The organism is Salibacterium halotolerans (genome assembly GCF_900115625.1).
Taxonomy (GTDB): Bacteria; Bacillota; Bacilli; order Bacillales; family Marinococcaceae; genus Salibacterium; species Salibacterium halotolerans.
On record NZ_FOXD01000005.1, the window covers coordinates 135127 to 151186 of the forward strand.

Below are 16060 nucleotides of genomic sequence, written 5' to 3' on the forward strand. Positions count from 1 at the left end.
AAAGAGTAGAGAAGTGTTTTTATACATGTTACAATAATTCAAACTATGTTTTTAGACAAAAATCGAAAGACGGGGTGCGGAATGAAAGCGTATCGTCGTAAATTTTTCTATTTAGGAATAAATAATGAAACACTTGAACCCATGAGTATGGATAGAATCAGACAAGCCGGGTTTGATCTGACCGTCAGCAAGAACGACCTTCCCTATATGATCAGTTTCTGCCGGGAGTGGCGCGGATTTTTTAAAGAAGCCGCACGCGGTGTTCATCCGCTGTACCGCCCCTATATTGAAGAAGCCGCTTCGTTTTTTGATGAGCAGGTGGAGCAGATGACTCTCTGCACAGCCCCTCATCATGATTCCATGTCGTATATTCTCCCATTCACCGATCTTGTATCGTCATTGATGCTTGCCTACAATGCGTTTGACAGGGTTTTGGAAGAATATGAGAAAATGCCGGCTCATTTTGAAACAGCTTTAAAATATTACAGACAGTTTGCAGTAAAATCCGATTCCGATAAGGCTCAGTTTATCCTGAACAACCTGCCGGATCTCCGCTTGAGTGTCGAATAAGAAATACCCCGCCTCTGATAGTATCAGAGGTTTTTTTACGAATACATGAAAAATTGCCGCCACCTCCTTCGTTTTGCTCATTTATTCATTTGAATGGAGAGGTTTTATGCCATTCCTTTTTCCTATATATTATTTACTTTTTCGGGGAAATTTGATAAGTTATCTATGTCCTTTCAAAAAATGGGGAAAGCGCTTCCCTTTTGCGGGATAGGATAATATAAAAGAGGGGTGACACAATGAATTTTTTATGGGGACTCATGGGTATTGCTTTCATATTGTTTCTGGCATTCCTTTTCTCCGAGCGTAAAAAATCAATTAGTCCACGGACCATTCTCGGTGGACTGGCTTTTCAGCTGCTGTTTGCTTTCATCGTACTGCAGTGGGAACAGGGGCAAAAGGCACTCGAAGGATTGACCAGAGGGGTGCAGGCTGTTATTAACAGTTCCACTGAGGGGATCGAATTTCTTTTCGGCCAAGTGGCCACTGCCGAAAGTCTCGGGAATGTGTTTGCTTTCGAAGTACTTCCTATCATTATTTTCTTCTCTGCACTGATTGCCGTTCTTTATTACATCGGTGTTATGCAGATTCTAATTAAAATTATCGGCGGATTCCTATCTTATATTCTTGGAACGAGTAAAGCAGAAACTATGTCTGCGTCTGCCAATATTTTCGTCGGCCAGACCGAAGCGCCGCTCGTTGTACGTCCGTACCTTGCCGACATGACCCGTTCCGAGTTTTTTGCAGTCATGACAGGCGGACTGGCCTCCGTTGCCGGTTCTACGCTGTTCGGTTATTACGCGCTCGGCATACCGCTCGACAGCCTTCTCGCCGCAAGTTTTATGGCGGCACCGGGCGGACTGATCATGGCAAAAATCATAATGCCTGAAACAGAAGTGTCAGCCACAAGTGATACCATCAAGATTGAAAAAGACACAGAGTCCCAAAATGTCATTGATGCCGCAGCCCGCGGTGCTTCCACCGGTGTTCAGCTCGCGTTGAATGTCGGCGCAATGCTGCTTGCTTTCATCGGTCTGATAGCTGTTATCAATTTGATCGTAGGCCTGCTTGGAAGCGCGGTTAATATTGACAACTTGACGCTTGAAATGATTCTCGGCTATATCTTTGCTCCGGTTGCCTTTATGATCGGCGTGCCATGGGGAGAAGCACTGCAGGCGGGAAGTCTTATCGGAACGAAACTGGTGGTGAACGAATTCGTAGCCTACGCGAACTTCGCCCCGCAAATAGAATCATTTACACAGAAGTCACAGGTCGTGATCACGTTTGCTTTATGTGGTTTTGCAAACCTTTCTTCGATGGCGATCATTCTCGGCGGGTTTGGGTCCCTCGTTCCGGAACGGCGGAATGAACTCGCCCAAATGGGACTTAAAGCAGTACTGGCGGGCGCTCTTACATCCCTTCTCAGTGCTGCCATTGCCGGTATGTTTGTCGTCTCATAAAATATTGAAGCAGCGCCTCCATGAGAGCGCTGCTTTTCTTGCCAAAAGAGTCATTTCCTGATATGCTTTGAGAAAATCGACTGGAGGAACGATTCTTGGAAGAGCTTTTTGATGAAGCAGAGGTGCGCCGGGTTTTCTTTCTTATCCAGCAGCTGCGGCCCAGGCTGCATGAAGAAGAATACATAAGAGCGGTCCGACGGATGCAGAAAGAAGGGTATCGTCTGTTTGCATGGAAAGAAGGAAAGTCAATCACGGCAGCAGCGGGACTCCGATTTCAGGAGAATTTGTATAACGGCTTTCATATGTGGCTCGACGATTTTGTCACAGATGAACGAAAGCGGTCACAAGGTATCGGCAGAAAGGCTCTGTCGGATATCGAATCGTTTGCTGAATCACAGGGGGCGGAGCTTGTCGCATTATCTTCGGGGCTCGAGCGGACGCTGGCTCATTCCTTTTATGAAGATAAGATGCAGTACAGCAGGAAAAGTTATGTGTTTTCTTCGCCGCTCTTGGATGAAAAGGAGGGACAAAAGCAGTGATTCATCTAAACTGGACAGAAACAGAAACGATAAAGCAGTTGAAGTGCAGGCACGTGAACGCCAAAAAATATCAGGTGAATAATGTCTTGACTCCGGGAGAAGTATATGATGTCAAAAATGAAACAGAAGAGTTTTATTTCATCATCGACGACACCGGAAAAATTGGAGGATTTGAAAAATACTATTTTGAAGAACTCTGAAACGATAAACATAGGATGTTTTGAACGAATCTTATATACAAAAGGTTGATGTCGATGAGTCTCTGGTACAAAATCAGCAGAATCTTCAAACCGAGAGAAGAAACATCCGAAGAACCGAAGCATCAGGGTTTGAAAACAAGGTACTACGCCGCCGGTTTCACGAGAGTGTTCCGCAACCTGGAGCAGCTGCCGGAAACGAGCGGGAAAATCAGCAAAGTGATAAAAGCCGATCAGGAGCGGGGGGAGCTTTTTCTCGAAGCTGCTGAAGGCAGAGACCGGTTTGATGTCATCATCACGATCGTACAGGTCGGTCCCAATGAAACAGCGGTTGATATTGTGTCATCCATCCAAAAAAAATCCGGTGACTGGGGCAAAAACTACGCTGTCATTCAGTATATTCTTCAGAAGCTCGACCAATCGTTTCCTTCTATCAGAAAAACAATTTGAAAAGAGTAGAGTAGAAGCCGTCCTGTTTCCAGCAGGACGGCTTCTTTTTTTGCTGCATTAAATCCTTTCATATCAGGTGTTTCACATTTTTGTGTTTTCACAGAGGACACTTTTTTATACAAAGTGTTATTTTGGGATAATAAGGTGAAATAGAGTATATTATATTGATATAAAGAATGAAGACCCGTGCCTGGAAGGCCTGATATGTTGTATAGTAGAAGGGGGAGAAATACAAAGGAGAATGGCATGAAAAAAAGGCATAAAGATTCGTTGGAAGAGATGCATGATGAAGCATATGAAGATCTTTCCTATGAAGAATTCCAGGAAGCTCTCGACGAAGAACCGAAACGACGTACAAAAGATAAACGAAAACAAAGAAAAAAACATAGAGGGGTCAAATGGACCGCTTTTATTATTGCGGCCATGCTCATTTTTCAGACGTCCTCGATGTTGTTTGATACATTCCGTCTTGATGTATTCAGCTTCCTGCAGACGTCTTACCGGCTCTCCCAGGATGAGCAGATTCAGGATTGGAAAGAATCTGTTGTTACCGTGCAAGGAGATGGAAAGTACCTTCGAACGCAGGGAACAGGCTTTTTTATTTCTGAGGACGGTCTGGCATTGACCAATCACCATGTGATCGAAAACCAGGATGCGATCGCGGTAAGTGCCGAGGACGGGGAAATATATGAGGGAGAACTTCTGGCGGCTGACGCAGAGAAGGATCTTGCGCTTCTCGATATGGAGGGAAGTGGATTTTCCCCGCTCCCACTGCAGAAAAAAAACGATACACCGGGAGATCATATTTATGTTATAGGAAATCCTCTGTCGTTCACTAAGATTGCAAATGAAGGAAAGGTGCTGAACCGGCAGGAAACCGGAAGTGATGCAATGGGGTTATCTGCTCCTATTTATCAGGGAAACAGCGGCAGCCCTGTTATCACGGAAGAGGGAAAGGTCAGTGGTGTGGTATATGCCAAGAAAACCGGGGCCGGTGCCGATCAGGAAACAATTGGTCTTGCGGTTCCCGCAGAAGAAGTACAAGCCTTTCTGGATGAACACAACGAATATCTGAAGTAAGCAAAGAAGACATGTAAAAAGGCTGCCGGCCCCTGAATCAGGGTCCGGCAGCCTTTTTACATTCATTCGTTCGTTATTTCTTCTGAAGTTTCTGGTCTTCAATATATTCATCATACGTTGTCTGCTTATCAATCACGCCATCCGGAGTGAATTCAATAATCCGGTTGGCAATCGTCTGGATGAATTCATGGTCGTGGGAAGAAAAAAGCACCGCACCGTTGAAGTTGATCAACCCGTTGTTCAGCGCCGTAATGGATTCGAGATCCAAATGGTTCGTCGGCTCATCCATGATGAGAACATTGGCTCCGCTCAGCATCATTCTGGATAGCATGCAGCGTACTTTTTCCCCGCCGGATAATACCTTCGCTTTCTTGAATACTTCCTCTCCGGAGAAGAGCATTCTGCCGAGAAAACCACGGATAAATGTTTCCGTCTGGTCATTCGGGGAATACTGACGGAGCCAGTCGGCCAGATTCAAATCGACACCATCGAAGTACTCCGAATTGTCTTTCGGGAAGTAGGAAATCGATGTCGTGAGTCCCCATTTATAAGAACCGCTGTCCGGCTCCATTTCGCCGGAAATGATTTTAAACAGCGTCGTTTTTGCTATTTCCTGATCTCCGACGAAAGCGGCTTTTTCATTTCCCCGCAGTGTGAAACTTACATTGTCCAGAACCTTGACCCCGTCAATCGTTTTACTCAGGTTTTCTACGACCAGCAAGTCTTTCCCCAGTTCGCGGTCGGGCTTAAATTGAATAAACGGATAGCGCCTCGAGGAAGGCTTAATGTCATCGAGGGAGATGTTATCGAGCATTTTCTTTCTCGAGGTAGCCTGCCTGGATTTTGACTTGTTCGCACTGAAACGTTCAATGAATTCTTTCAGTTCTTTGATTTTCTCTTCTTTTTTCTTGTTTTCTTCTCTGGCCATCTTCTGAGCAAGTTGACTGGATTCGTACCAGAAGTCATAGTTACCGACATAGAGTTCAATTTTGCCGTAATCAATATCGGCAATATGTGTGCAGACCTGGTTTAGAAAGTGACGGTCGTGGGAAACGACAATGACCGTGTTCTCAAAGTTGATCAGGAACTCTTCCAGCCACTGCACGGCTGCGATGTCAAGGTTGTTGGTCGGCTCGTCGAGCAGGAGAATGTCCGGAGAACCAAAAAGCGCCTGAGCGAGCAGAACTTTCACTTTTTCAGAGCCGACCAGCTCTGACATTTTTTTATCATGCAGCTCTTCGTCTACGCCGAGACCGCGCAGGAGCTGTGCGGCTTCTGTTTCGGCTTCATAACCGCCGAGTTCGGCGAATTCGCCTTCAAGCTCGGCCGCTTTCATTCCATCTTCATCGGAAAAATCCGGTTTCATGTAAATGGCGTCTTTTTCCTGCATCACTTCATGAAGGCGGGCGTGTCCCATGATGACAACATCCATCACCCGTTCCGACTCATAAGCAAATTGGTCCTGTTTCAATACGGCGAGCCGCTTTCCGTTTTCCATCTGCACGTGTCCGGCCGTGGAGTCAATTTCACCGGACAGGATCTTAAGGAAAGTCGATTTCCCGGCACCGTTTGCGCCTATAATGCCGTAACAGTTCCCCGGCGTAAACTTAATATTAACGTCTTCAAACAGTTTTTTATCTCCAAAACGGAGCTCTACATTCTGGCAGCTAATCATCAGCATTCATCCTTTTCATTAAACTAATTGTCATGATAACACATTCTCACCGGTTCATACGAAGGGTGAAGGGAATCCGTTTCTTTTTTTCAATCTCATCTTTTGACATGGGGAGGGATGACCTATAGAATATAGTAGGTTGTTGAACTGATCAGTACTTAAATGACTTTTTGGTCAGTACAATATGAAAGGAAGCAGTATGCCGATGGATAAGCATGAAACCATTATAAAGACAGCGTTGCAGATGTTTTCGGAAAAAGGTTATTTTTACACGTCCGTTCAGGAAATCGTCACCTCCTGCGGAATGTCGAAAGGGAGCTTTTACAACTATTTTGCCTCTAAAGAAGATCTATTGATTGAATCTTTCCGTTACAACCACCAGCAGATTCTAAAAAAAGCGGAGCATCTTCATATGGACGAGAGTCTTTCATTGAAGAATCAGTTAATCAAAATGATCAGCATGGAACTGGAGGGAATGGCTGACAACAGGGAATTTTTCCTTCTTCTTCAGAAGGTGGTATCCGTCCAGGAACACAAAAAACTGATGCCGCTTATGAAGCGGACCAGGGCAGCGATGATCAATCTGCATAAAGAGTGGCTTCTAAAAGTGTACGGCGAATCGATCCGGCCACAGATATGGGATCATGTGCTGTTTCTGCAGGGAGCAATGAAAGAATATATTACGATTCTGAAAGAGCACAATTTCTCTGCCGATCCGGAAATGTTTGCCGGCCGTATCATTTCAAAACTGGATGTTCTGGTGAAACACGGAAGCCATCTCGACCCCATTTTAACCGATGACTGGATGAGCGATTACGAACAGATGGCAAAGCAGCCGGACAGAAAAACAACCGAAGAAAAGCGTGAGGAACAGCTGACTGCTATCCGCGAACAAATTGCTGCATTATCAGAGAGCAGCGCCGTCAAACAGGAACTGACGGATGCTGTGCATCTTCTCGAGGAAGAATGGAAAAAAACCGAACCCCGTTCGTTTCTTATAAACGCTCTTTTCGGCTTTTTAACGCGTCCTGAACTGAAGGAGACAGTGGAAACCCTGAAAGAATGGTACCACTCAGAACAAAATTAAAGAAAAGAAGGAAGATAGTATGGCGAATCAAAACGAAGAAAACAGTCAACAAGGTATGAGAAAAATTCCGATTATGGCCGTTCTTCTGGTTGGGGCTTTCGTAGCTATTTTGAACCAGACTCTCCTGGCCACTGCCATTCCGCCGATCATGAACGATCTGAATATATCGGAAAGCACGGCCCAGTGGCTCACGACCATATTTATGCTCGTAAACGGAATCATGATTCCAATTACCGCGTTTTTAATTGAAACATTTACAACAAGGAAGCTTTTTATTACGGCTATTTCTACTTTTGCTGTTGGCACATTGATCTGCGGCATTGCACCGAACTTCCCTCTTTTAATGGTGGGACGGATTGTACAGGCCTCTGCCGCAGGTATTATGATGCCGTTGATGCAGACGGTTGTCCTGCTTATTTTCCCGGTGGAAAAAAGAGGGCAGGCCATGGGCTTTCTAGGGCTTGTTATCGCGTTCGCACCAGCCATCGGCCCTACGTTATCCGGAGTGCTGGTTGACCACTTCCACTGGAGATACTTGTTCTTTGTCGTATTTCCGATTGCCGTGATCGATATTATTGCTGCGTATTTCATTTTGAAAAACGTAACAGAACGCCATTTTCCGAAAGTGGATGTGCCTTCCATTATATGGTCCACCCTTGGGTTCGGCGGTATTCTGTACGGTTTCAGTACTGCAGGTAATACCGGCTGGGCGAGTGTTCCGGTTATTCTTTCCATGACCGTCGGCATCATTACGTTAATCATTTTCGGCTCCAGACAGCTGAAGCTAAAAGAACCAATCCTTGAAATCAGGGTTCTTCGCTATAAGATGTTTACTTTGACGACAGCAGTCGGAATGCTTGTCTTTATGGCCATGATCGGCGCAGCTACCGTACTGCCGATCTACATGCAGAACTACCGCGACTTCACTGCAACCGAATCAGGATTAATGATGCTTCCCGGAGCTGCGTTAATGGGCTTGATGTCTCCGATCACCGGGCGTATTTTTGACAAAGTGGGAGCAAAATGGCTTGCGATTACCGGTTTATTTCTCGTTACGTTTTCCAACGTCATGTACACCGTTTTGTCCACCGAAACTTCGTTTGCGTATATGACCACATTCTACGCCATGAGAATGTTTGGTGTAGCAATGGTTATGATGCCTGTAACAACCGCCGGTCTGAACGTTCTCCCAAGAGAGCTTATTCCACATGGAACGGCGATGAACAATACTCTGAGACAGGTGGCCGGCTCGATTGGTACCGCTCTGCTTGTTACCGTGATGACAACGACCGCTCTGAATCCGGACGGAGGTGCCCCGGAAATGGCAGGTCTTATTCACGGAGTCAACGTTGCCTTCTGGGTAGCTTCAGTCCTTGGCGCCCTTGGGTTTATTCTAAGTTTCTTCATTAAACACAAAACAGCTGCAAAATAACGCAGCCCCTGTTTCAGTATTTCTGATAAAAGCAGGAGGCCGGTCTTTACAACAGAACCGGCCTCCTGCTTTTTATATTATACCTCCGACAATGGAGAGAGACATGGTAAAATACGAAGGAGGGGAGGAGATAAAATGACAGGCAGACTGACAGGTAAAAAGGTTATGATCGCCGCTTCAAGAAAGACAGAGGAGATGACGACATTGATTGAAAAGCAGGGAGGGGAGGCCTTTGTGCATTCCCTGCAGGGCACCACGTTTCCAGCGGAAGAAGAAGTGAAGAACGCTCTGCAGCATGTAATCGACCGGGAACCGGACTGGTACATTTTTATGACGGGAATGGGGACGGCAAGTCTGCTGGAATGGGCGGAAAAGACAGGAAGCAGAGAAGCATTTATTACTTCTGTCAAACGCGCCAGTGTAGGAGCACGGGGATACAAAACCGCCGCTTCCCTGAAACAAATGGAACTTGTTCCGGATGTAAGAGATGATGACGGCACCATAGACGGACTGATTCGTGTGCTGGCCTCTAAAGATTTCAGCCAAAAGAAGGTAGCGGTTCAGCTCCACGGTATTCAAGCGCCAAAACTGAATGCTTTTTTGTACGACAGAGGAGCCGCATCCGTGGAGGAGCTGTACCCTTATAAGCATGCCGCACCGAAGGATAACGTTCTCCGCGCAGCCCTGAATGAACTCCTTGCCGGAGAATATGATGCCGTCTGTTTCACCACCCAGATGCAGGTCCATTCCTTGTTCCGGTACGCTGAAAAAGAAGGAAAGAAAAAAGAGCTGATGGATGGGTTCAGCAAAACCATTCTGGCGGCGGCTGTCGGAAAGGTAACCGCAGAAGCATTAGAAGAAGAAGGAGTAACAAGAATGATTGTTCCGGAACCCGAGCGTATGGGAGCCATGATGATGGAACTGGGAGCCTTCTATTCCTGAAGCCGGCTCCAATCAGTGAAGCGGTTGATATTGATAAAAGCAGGATCACCTTCGGAAAACGACAGATAGAAAGGATCAATGCGATTGAGCAGCGCCCGCATGCTTTGTTCTCCTTCGGCCAGCAGCTGCTCCGTGCATGGCAGAACGCGCCGGTGGTACACCCCGTGGACAGGATGGATGCGGTCTTGTGACACCGGAATCAGCGCATCTTTTTGCGTTAGAATGGAAGACGCGTGTTTCATCATCCGGGCTGTGAAGGCGGCATGGACCCGGGGCACATCCGCCGGAAGCAGAAATACTGCCCCGCTTGCTGGCAGCAGTGTCATGGCGCTTTGAAGCGCGTATAAAGGGCCCTGATAGGATTGTCCTTCAACGAGGATACGATCCTCAGGTTCCCTGAAATGAACCGAGAGTTCCGCGTTTGTTAATAGATACGAAGGGAGTCCTTCTGAAGTAAAGGCCTGAAGACTTCGTTCATAAAGAAAGGAGCCTTCGTATGTTTCAAATATCTTTTGCGCGCCGTAACGGGACGACTTTCCCCCGCATAATACAACACCGGCTGTATTCATCGCGCCACCTCCTTATATGCTCCATTTCCGCAGCAGAAATAACAGAGAAAACGAAAGGACCACAACCGAGGCCGCCCAGGCCCAGGCAAGCTGCATTTGATTGGATTCCATCGCGGTAAATACGGCAATGGGGACAGTCCGGGTCACACCGGGAAGGTTCCCGGCAAACATGAATGTCGCCCCGAATTCACCGAGGGCTCTCGTGAAACTGAGAATGACTCCGGAAATAACGGCACGCGAACTTAAAGGAAGAGAGATGAACAGAAACACTTTCCATTCCCCGGCACCGTCCGTGCGGGCTGCGTGTTCAATATTTTCGTCCACCTGCTGCAGGCCGGTTTTCACCGACTGATACATAAATGGGAACGCAACGACTGCCGCAGCGAGCACGGCAGCCCACCACGTGAACATAAGCGACTGTTGAAAAATACGCTCAAGCAGCCGACCGATAATATGCTGATTTCCAAATATGACAATAAGCAGAAATCCGGTGACGGTTGGGGGGAGAACGGTTGGCAGCAGGAATATCGTTTCTACAAAGGTTTTACCGAAAAATGGTCTTCTTTTCATAAAGCCTGCCGCAGCCGTTCCGCCTATAAAGACTACAACAAGGGCGGCGGCAGCGGTCTGAAGGGAGAGCAGTACGGGGTCGAAAAAAGCACTGATGTCTGTCATTATTTATTCGTCTCCGTTTCAAAACCGTACTCTGAGGCAATACCGGCCATCTTTTTGCCGGTCAGAAATTCAAGAAACTCTCCAGCTGCCTGTTTATGCTGGGAGTCTGATATGATGCCTGCCGGATAAACGATCGGGGAGTGGGCTCTTTGTTCTATTTGCTGTACGATCTGCACGTCGTCGGAAACCATGGCGTCCGTTTTATATACAAAGCCGGCATCTGCATTCTTGTTTTCCACGTAGGTCAGTACCTGCCGTACATTTTTCGCCTGCACGAGATGATCCTGCACATTGTTCCAATATCCGTAATATTCCAACGCTTCTTTGGCGTAACGCCCGGCCGGTACACTTGCCGGAACTCCTGCTGTTATGGTCCATCTGCTGTTTACAGCATCCTCCAAATTTGTGATGGAAGAATCGGAACGAGCCGGTGTGATTAGAACAATCCGGTTTCTCAGAATATTTTCGGTATCTTCCCGGGTCATCTGCCCGCTTCGAATCAACCTTTCTACCCGATCATCGGACGCGGAAATGAACACATCCACCGGAGCTCCCTGGGCGATCTGCTGCTGGAGGGATCCGGATGCCCCGTAGTTCAGCGTTATTTTTGTATCAGGGTGCTCGTCCGTAAACGCTTTTTCTGCGTCGTCCATGACGTCCTGCAGGCTGCTTGCGGCCGCTACGACCAGCTCGGTCTTATCCTGTCCGCCATTTTGACAGGCGGAAAGCAGCAGAAACAGAAAGGCGGTCAGCATCATTAATTTCCAGCGCATCATTGAATCAGTCAAAACTCGTACCTACTTTCCATTTGGTCTCTTTATATTGCTCTACATCTAATCATAACTCTTTCTATCTTTCAACCCTTTTTCCACATGTAAGGTGCTGCTATATGATTCCTATGATTCTCAATCACAACCACCATGCTGTAAAATAGAAACAAGAAAGAACGGAGGGGACGACATGGTGAAAAAAAAGATACTTATTGTAGAGGATGAAGAGGATATCCGCCGCTTAATTACCATGTACCTGAACAAGCGGTACGATGTGGTGACCATTGTTGATGGAAACGATGTGTTGGACGCTGTGAAGCAGACAAAGCCGGATTTAATTCTTCTTGATATCATGCTCCCCGGCAAAAGCGGCATCGAAATCTGCGCGGATCTGCGGGAGTACGATCAAGAGACACCTATATTGTTTCTGAGCGCGAAAAGAGAATTTGAGGATAAAATCCAGGGGCTGGACACAGGGGCGGATGATTACATCACAAAGCCGTTTGACCCGGGAGAACTTGTAGCAAGAATCCAGGCAAACCTGCGAAGACACGATGTGCTTGATACACAGAATACCCAGCCGGAAAACGTGCTTACGGCAGGAGATCTTGAAATTGATTTGAACAGTTTCACTCTCAGAAAAAAAGGGAAGACGCTGCATCTTTTCGCCAAAGAAATGCAGCTGCTGCTCGTCCTGGCCCGCCATCCCAATCAAGTACTGAGCATGGAACAGCTGTATGACAATGTGTGGGGAACCGACCGCTTTGGTGACCTGAAAACCGTTTCTGTTCATATCAGCAATTTAAGAAAAAAGATTGAAGAAGACCCTGCCAAACCTGCCTATATTCAAACCGTCCGCGGCTTCGGATACAAATTTTCCAACCTATCCTGAAAATAATTTTATTTTTCCGTCTTGTTTAACCTCATTTTAACCTGTCTTTACTATCCTGAATAGTAGAAAAATAGAGACAACAGAAAAAATCTGAAGGATGATGGAGTGAAACGGAGGAGACGGGAATGAGTCGAACACAATATCATAGTCCTTTAGACGAAGAGTGGGTGGAATTAATGAAGACGGCCAAAGAAGCCGGCATCACCAAAGAAGAAGTGCAGCAGTTTCTGCAGCAAAACAGCGCACCCCGCCGCGGAAGCCGCGAAACCACCGCCCGCTGATCTGCGGACGCGGCAGCGTATCCATAAGGCCATCTTTCGAAAAGGAAGAGCAGGGCGCGGTGCCTGCTCTCTTTTTTTATTCCATATGCCACATTTCAAACATCGGCCCTTCTGTCCCGTAGACAGGGTCTTGATCCGGGAGGGGGACTTTTTTTATGTCTTCAAAGACGCCGGGACGTTCTTCCGGCCGGCCGGTCTTAAGGTTATATTCCATACCGAAAGGGTAGGCGCCGACGATTTCAAACTCAAAGCTGGAACTCATTTCTTTGTGGCCGGTTCCAGCCGGCAGAACGATGACATCTCCTTGTTCAAGATCAAACGTTGTGCCGTCCCTGCCTCCGATTTTAATCGAGACATGCCCGTTCAGCACGCCAAGAACTTCGTGAGCATTGCTGTGATAGTGATGATAGTCAAACACACCGCCCACCCAGGTATTACTCCAGTTGTGGCGTTCAAAAGCGGGGCGGATGTCATTTGGGTTCCCGGCAAATACACCAGAGTAAAGGATAACGGGAAGATTTTCATTGTTGGGTATCTCACCGTCGTCCTGAAACCGCATTGGTGTTACTTTTTCATGTTTCATTTCTCTCTCTCCTTTTGACAATGAGTACTCTGGACTATTTCCTTTTGTGTCGTCCATCAAACCGGTTATTTTTTTGTATGCCGGGATACAGTATGAGCGAGATCATCATTGCCATACAAGGATAGAACACCAAATAACGTATCATCAGCAATTGTTTCGGACTCTTCTTTCGGCACGGTTAACGAGAGCGCTTCCTGTAACAAAGGATTGTCTTTCTGGTCAGGATACGTCTTTGTATAAAGATCGAATGCATCCAGGTCATGGTTCACGCACCACTGGGCAAAGACGAGAATCATCATCTTTTCGTCCTGTTTATAACTTTCTATGATTTGTTCTTCCATATCTTCACGTTTCATGGTACGACCCCTTTTCCTTCAGCATAACAGCTGAAGCGCCACACCGCCAGAGTAGAAAAAAAGCAGCCGGACAGCTGCTTTTTTTCTTCATGTTTCACACCCGTCTGAATAGATGCTGTATATCCTGCACAGCCTGTCTGGAATCGTGTCCAATGGCCCGTAGTGTTACATGTTCGGAAGGAGTCAGAAAGGATGACAGTCCTAAAATGCTTTTGCCGTTTACCGTTTTGCTTTCTGATTCCAGTACAATGTAACTTTCATATTGATTCGCCCGGCTCGCAACTGTTTTTAAATTGTCGAAATACGTCTTTTCCTCCAGTTGAATGGTGGCCGTGGATTCCAGTTTGTCACTCATCGAATCACCTTTCTTTTGTATGATATTCAGGAAGGATGCCCCTTCCGCGTTCAGGAAAGTACCACCACATACCGCAGGACACGTATCGACCGTTACATGGGAATCCCTCCTTTTTTGCGCGCATACGACAAACGGTATGCCGCGTACCCGGCATTTAGAATTAAAAAGAAGAAGCATATTTTTGTTCCTTTCATTATATATCAGCGCTCATTTTTTAACTGCTTTAATGTTAAATGATCTGCCATAAAAAACAGGAAAGGGGAAGATTATTTTTCATGCGGGGCGCCGGCTTTTCAGCTGATCTGACAAAAGAAAATAAAAGGAATCCACCGAATTATTTTGGCGCCGTCCTTTTTTTATGTGCTATGATCAAAGAGTTGGGAGAGGAGATAAATGAAAAACAGCCACATTCTTCTTATTGACGGCATGGCTCTTTTATTCCGTGGTTTTTATGCGACCTCGGTATACGGCAATTATATGTACAATAATCAAAACACGCCGACCAATGCGGTGTACGGTATGCTTAAACATTTTCTGAAAGCGGTGGAGGCGTTTCGGCCGAGTCACATTATCTGCTGCTGGGATATGGGAAGCACAACCTTCCGCACGTCCTTGTATCCGGATTATAAAGCGAATCGGTCCGATCCGCCGGAAGAGCTGATCCCGCAGTTTGATATGGCAAAAGAGGCCATGACCGCTTTTGATGTACCAAATATCGGCGTACCTTGGTTTGAAGCGGATGACTGTATCGGAACCATTGCCGGGCAGGCCGATCCGTCCTCTAAAGTGACCGTCCTGACTGGTGATCAGGATCTGCTGCAGCTGATCACCCCCAATGTAGATATCGCTGTCATGAAGAAAGGGCAGGGGCATTACACCGTGTTCAACGAGAACAACATAATGGAAGAGAAAGGATACTGCCCCGGGCGCGTTGTCGAGATGAAAGCGCTGATGGGGGACACCACCGATAATTACCCCGGAGTTAAAGGAATCGGTGAAAAGACGGCATTGAAACTTCTGAACGAATATGGTTCCCTCGATTCCCTGCTCGAACAAATGGACAAGCTGCCTAAGGGGATCAAAAACAAAATCGAAACACATATGGATATGCTTCACCTTTCCCGTCATCTGGCTGCGATACGCAGAGATGCGCCGGTGAAGTACAACGAAAATGAAGCCCTCTGGACGGCAGATAAAGAACACGTTTTTCATGTTCTAAGACAAATGGGGATCCATCTCTCTATAGACACTGCCTTTCAGACGGATGAAGAAAGCAGGGTGGAACAATGATAAAACGCGGAACTATCGCAACAGCTTATGTGAGCAGAGAGCAGCATAGCGGCTATCTCGTGGAAGTGGAGGGGATTATGCTGGAACTTCCTGCTTCCCAGGCAGAGCGGAGTCTGTCTGCCGGCGAACAAGCGGATGTATTCATTTATACCGATAAACAGGGACATGCGGTGGCCACTATGCATCTTCCGGACGTGACGGCAGAAACATATGGATGGGCGGAAGCTGCCGAGGTGGTACCGGAGCTGGGAGTATTTGTGAACCTTGATCTCCCACACGACATTCTCGTGCCGAAAGATGATCTGCCGTTTCTAGAAAGTGTATGGCCAAAACCCGGTGATCGGCTGTTTGTCACACTTACAGCAGATAAACAAGGAAGGCTTCTCGCTAGAACCGCCGGAGAAGAGACGATGCTCGACGCGGCTGTTCCTGCTTTTTCATCCCTCCTCCATCAGACGCTGACCGGATGGGTATACCGGGCGGGGAAGGCAGGTTCTTTTATACGGACCGAAAACGGACACCGCGCGTTTCTCCATCCAAGCCAGCGTATGCAGGAACCGAGAATGGGGGAGCAGGTTGACGTCCGTGTGGTTGATGTGAAAGAGGATGGCACTATTAATGTATCCATGTTTCCGCCTGCAGAAGAAAGCATGGACAAAGATGCCCATGCCATTATGCTGCATTTATCCAGAAACCGTGGAGAAATTCCTTTCAGTGACAAAAGCAGTCCCGGTGATATACAAGATACCTTTCACATCAGTAAAGCAGCGTTTAAGCGGGCTGTTGGGAGGCTTTTGAAACAGGACCTTATCGAACAAACGGAGCGCGGAACCATCCGAACGAAAGAATAACCACCGAAC

Annotated in this window: 20 protein-coding genes; 13 read left to right on the forward strand and 7 right to left on the reverse strand. The window is 47.0% G+C overall.

The features are described from left to right. Positions 1 to 141 precede the first annotated feature (141 nt). The 6 genes from BM124_RS06230 (at position 142) to BM124_RS06255 (ending at position 4293) form a co-directional block, all read left to right on the forward strand. Positions 142 to 570, forward strand: coding sequence for a hypothetical protein (locus tag BM124_RS06230; protein WP_212634939.1), 429 nt, complete (start codon positions 142 to 144; stop codon positions 568 to 570). A 236-nt stretch (positions 571 to 806) separates the two neighbouring features. Beyond that, positions 807 to 2027, forward strand: a complete 1221-nt coding sequence (locus BM124_RS06235; RefSeq protein ID WP_093336088.1) for a NupC/NupG family nucleoside CNT transporter — start codon at positions 807 to 809, stop codon at positions 2025 to 2027. 95 nt (positions 2028 to 2122) lie between these two features. Next, positions 2123 to 2566 (forward strand): GNAT family N-acetyltransferase, encoded by a 444-nt coding sequence (locus BM124_RS06240; protein ID WP_093336089.1) that lies wholly within the window; start codon positions 2123 to 2125, stop codon positions 2564 to 2566. Beyond that, positions 2563 to 2766: a DUF6501 family protein gene (locus BM124_RS06245; RefSeq protein ID WP_093336091.1), complete on the forward strand. Its 204-nt coding sequence runs from the start codon at positions 2563 to 2565 to the stop codon at positions 2764 to 2766. The genes BM124_RS06240 and BM124_RS06245 overlap by 4 nt, the downstream gene beginning before the upstream one ends. Before the next feature lie 54 nt (positions 2767 to 2820). Beyond that, positions 2821 to 3213 (forward strand): hypothetical protein, encoded by a 393-nt coding sequence (locus BM124_RS06250; protein WP_093336092.1) that lies wholly within the window; start codon positions 2821 to 2823, stop codon positions 3211 to 3213. A gap of 246 nt (positions 3214 to 3459) precedes the next feature. Then, positions 3460 to 4293, forward strand: a complete 834-nt coding sequence (locus BM124_RS06255) for a S1C family serine protease (protein ID WP_170841003.1) — start codon at positions 3460 to 3462, stop codon at positions 4291 to 4293. Between the two features lie 73 nt (positions 4294 to 4366). Here the strand turns inward: BM124_RS06255 and BM124_RS06260 are convergent, their stop codons facing one another. After that, the gene (locus BM124_RS06260; protein WP_093336095.1) at positions 4367 to 5968 is read right to left on the reverse strand and encodes an ABC-F family ATP-binding cassette domain-containing protein; all 1602 of its coding nucleotides are present in this window, start codon (positions 5966 to 5968) and stop codon (positions 4367 to 4369) included. A gap of 205 nt (positions 5969 to 6173) precedes the next feature. Between BM124_RS06260 and BM124_RS06265 the strand changes: the two genes are divergently transcribed. The 3 genes from BM124_RS06265 (at position 6174) to BM124_RS06275 (ending at position 9429) form a co-directional block, all read left to right on the forward strand. Then, positions 6174 to 7055 (forward strand): TetR/AcrR family transcriptional regulator, encoded by an 882-nt coding sequence (locus BM124_RS06265; protein ID WP_170841004.1) that lies wholly within the window; start codon positions 6174 to 6176, stop codon positions 7053 to 7055. Between the two features lie 19 nt (positions 7056 to 7074). Continuing rightward, positions 7075 to 8487 (forward strand): MDR family MFS transporter, encoded by a 1413-nt coding sequence (locus tag BM124_RS06270; RefSeq protein WP_093336099.1) that lies wholly within the window; start codon positions 7075 to 7077, stop codon positions 8485 to 8487. A gap of 135 nt (positions 8488 to 8622) precedes the next feature. Further along, positions 8623 to 9429 (forward strand): uroporphyrinogen-III synthase, encoded by an 807-nt coding sequence (locus tag BM124_RS06275; RefSeq protein WP_093336100.1) that lies wholly within the window; start codon positions 8623 to 8625, stop codon positions 9427 to 9429. Here BM124_RS06275 and mobA read toward each other — a convergent pair. Genes mobA through modA form a run of 3 tightly spaced genes read right to left on the reverse strand, consistent with a single transcriptional unit; the run spans position 9420 to position 11461 of the window. Then, positions 9420 to 9998 (reverse strand): molybdenum cofactor guanylyltransferase, encoded by a 579-nt coding sequence (mobA, locus tag BM124_RS06280; protein ID WP_093336102.1) that lies wholly within the window; start codon positions 9996 to 9998, stop codon positions 9420 to 9422. The genes BM124_RS06275 and mobA overlap by 10 nt on opposite strands. A gap of 12 nt (positions 9999 to 10010) precedes the next feature. Continuing rightward, positions 10011 to 10673 (reverse strand): molybdate ABC transporter permease subunit, encoded by a 663-nt coding sequence (modB, locus tag BM124_RS06285; protein ID WP_093336103.1) that lies wholly within the window; start codon positions 10671 to 10673, stop codon positions 10011 to 10013. Further along, positions 10673 to 11461, reverse strand: coding sequence for a molybdate ABC transporter substrate-binding protein (gene modA, locus BM124_RS06290; RefSeq protein ID WP_139217074.1), 789 nt, complete (start codon positions 11459 to 11461; stop codon positions 10673 to 10675). The genes modB and modA overlap by 1 nt, the downstream gene beginning before the upstream one ends. A 172-nt stretch (positions 11462 to 11633) precedes the next feature. On the opposite strand from modA, the gene BM124_RS06295 reads away from it, so the two are divergent. Then, positions 11634 to 12335 carry a response regulator transcription factor gene (locus BM124_RS06295; protein WP_093336106.1) on the forward strand — a complete coding sequence of 234 codons (702 nt, stop codon included), beginning with the start codon at positions 11634 to 11636 and terminating at the stop codon, positions 12333 to 12335. A gap of 125 nt (positions 12336 to 12460) precedes the next feature. Beyond that, positions 12461 to 12616: an anti-repressor SinI family protein gene (locus BM124_RS06300; RefSeq protein ID WP_093336108.1), complete on the forward strand. Its 156-nt coding sequence runs from the start codon at positions 12461 to 12463 to the stop codon at positions 12614 to 12616. A 76-nt stretch (positions 12617 to 12692) separates the two neighbouring features. Here BM124_RS06300 and BM124_RS06305 read toward each other — a convergent pair whose 3' ends face one another. The 3 genes from BM124_RS06305 to BM124_RS18820 form a co-directional block, all read right to left on the reverse strand. Continuing rightward, positions 12693 to 13199, reverse strand: coding sequence for a cupin domain-containing protein (locus tag BM124_RS06305; RefSeq protein WP_244504252.1), 507 nt, complete (start codon positions 13197 to 13199; stop codon positions 12693 to 12695). A 65-nt stretch (positions 13200 to 13264) separates the two neighbouring features. Further along, entirely contained in the window at positions 13265 to 13555 is a 291-nt protein-coding gene (locus BM124_RS06310) for a hypothetical protein (RefSeq protein ID WP_093336109.1), read from the reverse strand. 94 nt (positions 13556 to 13649) lie between these two features. Then, on the reverse strand, positions 13650 to 13910 hold the full coding sequence (locus BM124_RS18820; protein WP_170841005.1) for an HPr family phosphocarrier protein: 261 nt from the start codon (positions 13908 to 13910) through the stop codon (positions 13650 to 13652). A 393-nt stretch (positions 13911 to 14303) separates the two neighbouring features. Here BM124_RS18820 and BM124_RS06320 point away from each other — a divergent pair, with 393 nt between their 5' ends. Continuing rightward, positions 14304 to 15200: a 5'-3' exonuclease gene (locus tag BM124_RS06320; RefSeq protein WP_093336112.1), complete on the forward strand. Its 897-nt coding sequence runs from the start codon at positions 14304 to 14306 to the stop codon at positions 15198 to 15200. Continuing rightward, positions 15197 to 16051, forward strand: coding sequence for a CvfB family protein (locus BM124_RS06325; protein ID WP_093336113.1), 855 nt, complete (start codon positions 15197 to 15199; stop codon positions 16049 to 16051). The genes BM124_RS06320 and BM124_RS06325 overlap by 4 nt, the downstream gene beginning before the upstream one ends. Positions 16052 to 16060: the final 9 nt, after the last annotated feature.

Excerpts from the sequence above, each read along its gene's own strand:
- BM124_RS06310 (WP_093336109.1), bottom strand. The coding sequence starts at position 13,555 with ATGAAACGTGAAGATATGGAAGAACAAATCATAGAAAGTTATAAACAG.
- BM124_RS06250 (WP_093336092.1), top strand. The coding sequence starts at position 2,821 with ATGAGTCTCTGGTACAAAATCAGCAGAATCTTCAAACCGAGAGAAGAA.
- BM124_RS06275 (WP_093336100.1), top strand. The coding sequence starts at position 8,623 with ATGACAGGCAGACTGACAGGTAAAAAGGTTATGATCGCCGCTTCAAGA.
- BM124_RS06325 (WP_093336113.1), top strand. The coding sequence starts at position 15,197 with ATGATAAAACGCGGAACTATCGCAACAGCTTATGTGAGCAGAGAGCAG.
- BM124_RS06255 (WP_170841003.1), top strand. The coding sequence starts at position 3,460 with ATGAAAAAAAGGCATAAAGATTCGTTGGAAGAGATGCATGATGAAGCA.
- BM124_RS06295 (WP_093336106.1), top strand. The coding sequence starts at position 11,634 with ATGGTGAAAAAAAAGATACTTATTGTAGAGGATGAAGAGGATATCCGC.
- mobA (WP_093336102.1), bottom strand. The coding sequence starts at position 9,998 with ATGAATACAGCCGGTGTTGTATTATGCGGGGGAAAGTCGTCCCGTTAC.
- BM124_RS06260 (WP_093336095.1), bottom strand. The coding sequence starts at position 5,968 with ATGATTAGCTGCCAGAATGTAGAGCTCCGTTTTGGAGATAAAAAACTG.
- BM124_RS06265 (WP_170841004.1), top strand. The coding sequence starts at position 6,174 with ATGGATAAGCATGAAACCATTATAAAGACAGCGTTGCAGATGTTTTCG.
- BM124_RS06235 (WP_093336088.1), top strand. The coding sequence starts at position 807 with ATGAATTTTTTATGGGGACTCATGGGTATTGCTTTCATATTGTTTCTG.
- BM124_RS06230 (WP_212634939.1), top strand. The coding sequence starts at position 142 with ATGAGTATGGATAGAATCAGACAAGCCGGGTTTGATCTGACCGTCAGC.
- BM124_RS06270 (WP_093336099.1), top strand. The coding sequence starts at position 7,075 with ATGGCGAATCAAAACGAAGAAAACAGTCAACAAGGTATGAGAAAAATT.
- BM124_RS06300 (WP_093336108.1), top strand. The coding sequence starts at position 12,461 with ATGAGTCGAACACAATATCATAGTCCTTTAGACGAAGAGTGGGTGGAA.
- modB (WP_093336103.1), bottom strand. The coding sequence starts at position 10,673 with ATGACAGACATCAGTGCTTTTTTCGACCCCGTACTGCTCTCCCTTCAG.
- BM124_RS18820 (WP_170841005.1), bottom strand. The coding sequence starts at position 13,910 with ATGAGTGACAAACTGGAATCCACGGCCACCATTCAACTGGAGGAAAAG.
- BM124_RS06320 (WP_093336112.1), top strand. The coding sequence starts at position 14,304 with ATGAAAAACAGCCACATTCTTCTTATTGACGGCATGGCTCTTTTATTC.
- BM124_RS06305 (WP_244504252.1), bottom strand. The coding sequence starts at position 13,199 with ATGAAACATGAAAAAGTAACACCAATGCGGTTTCAGGACGACGGTGAG.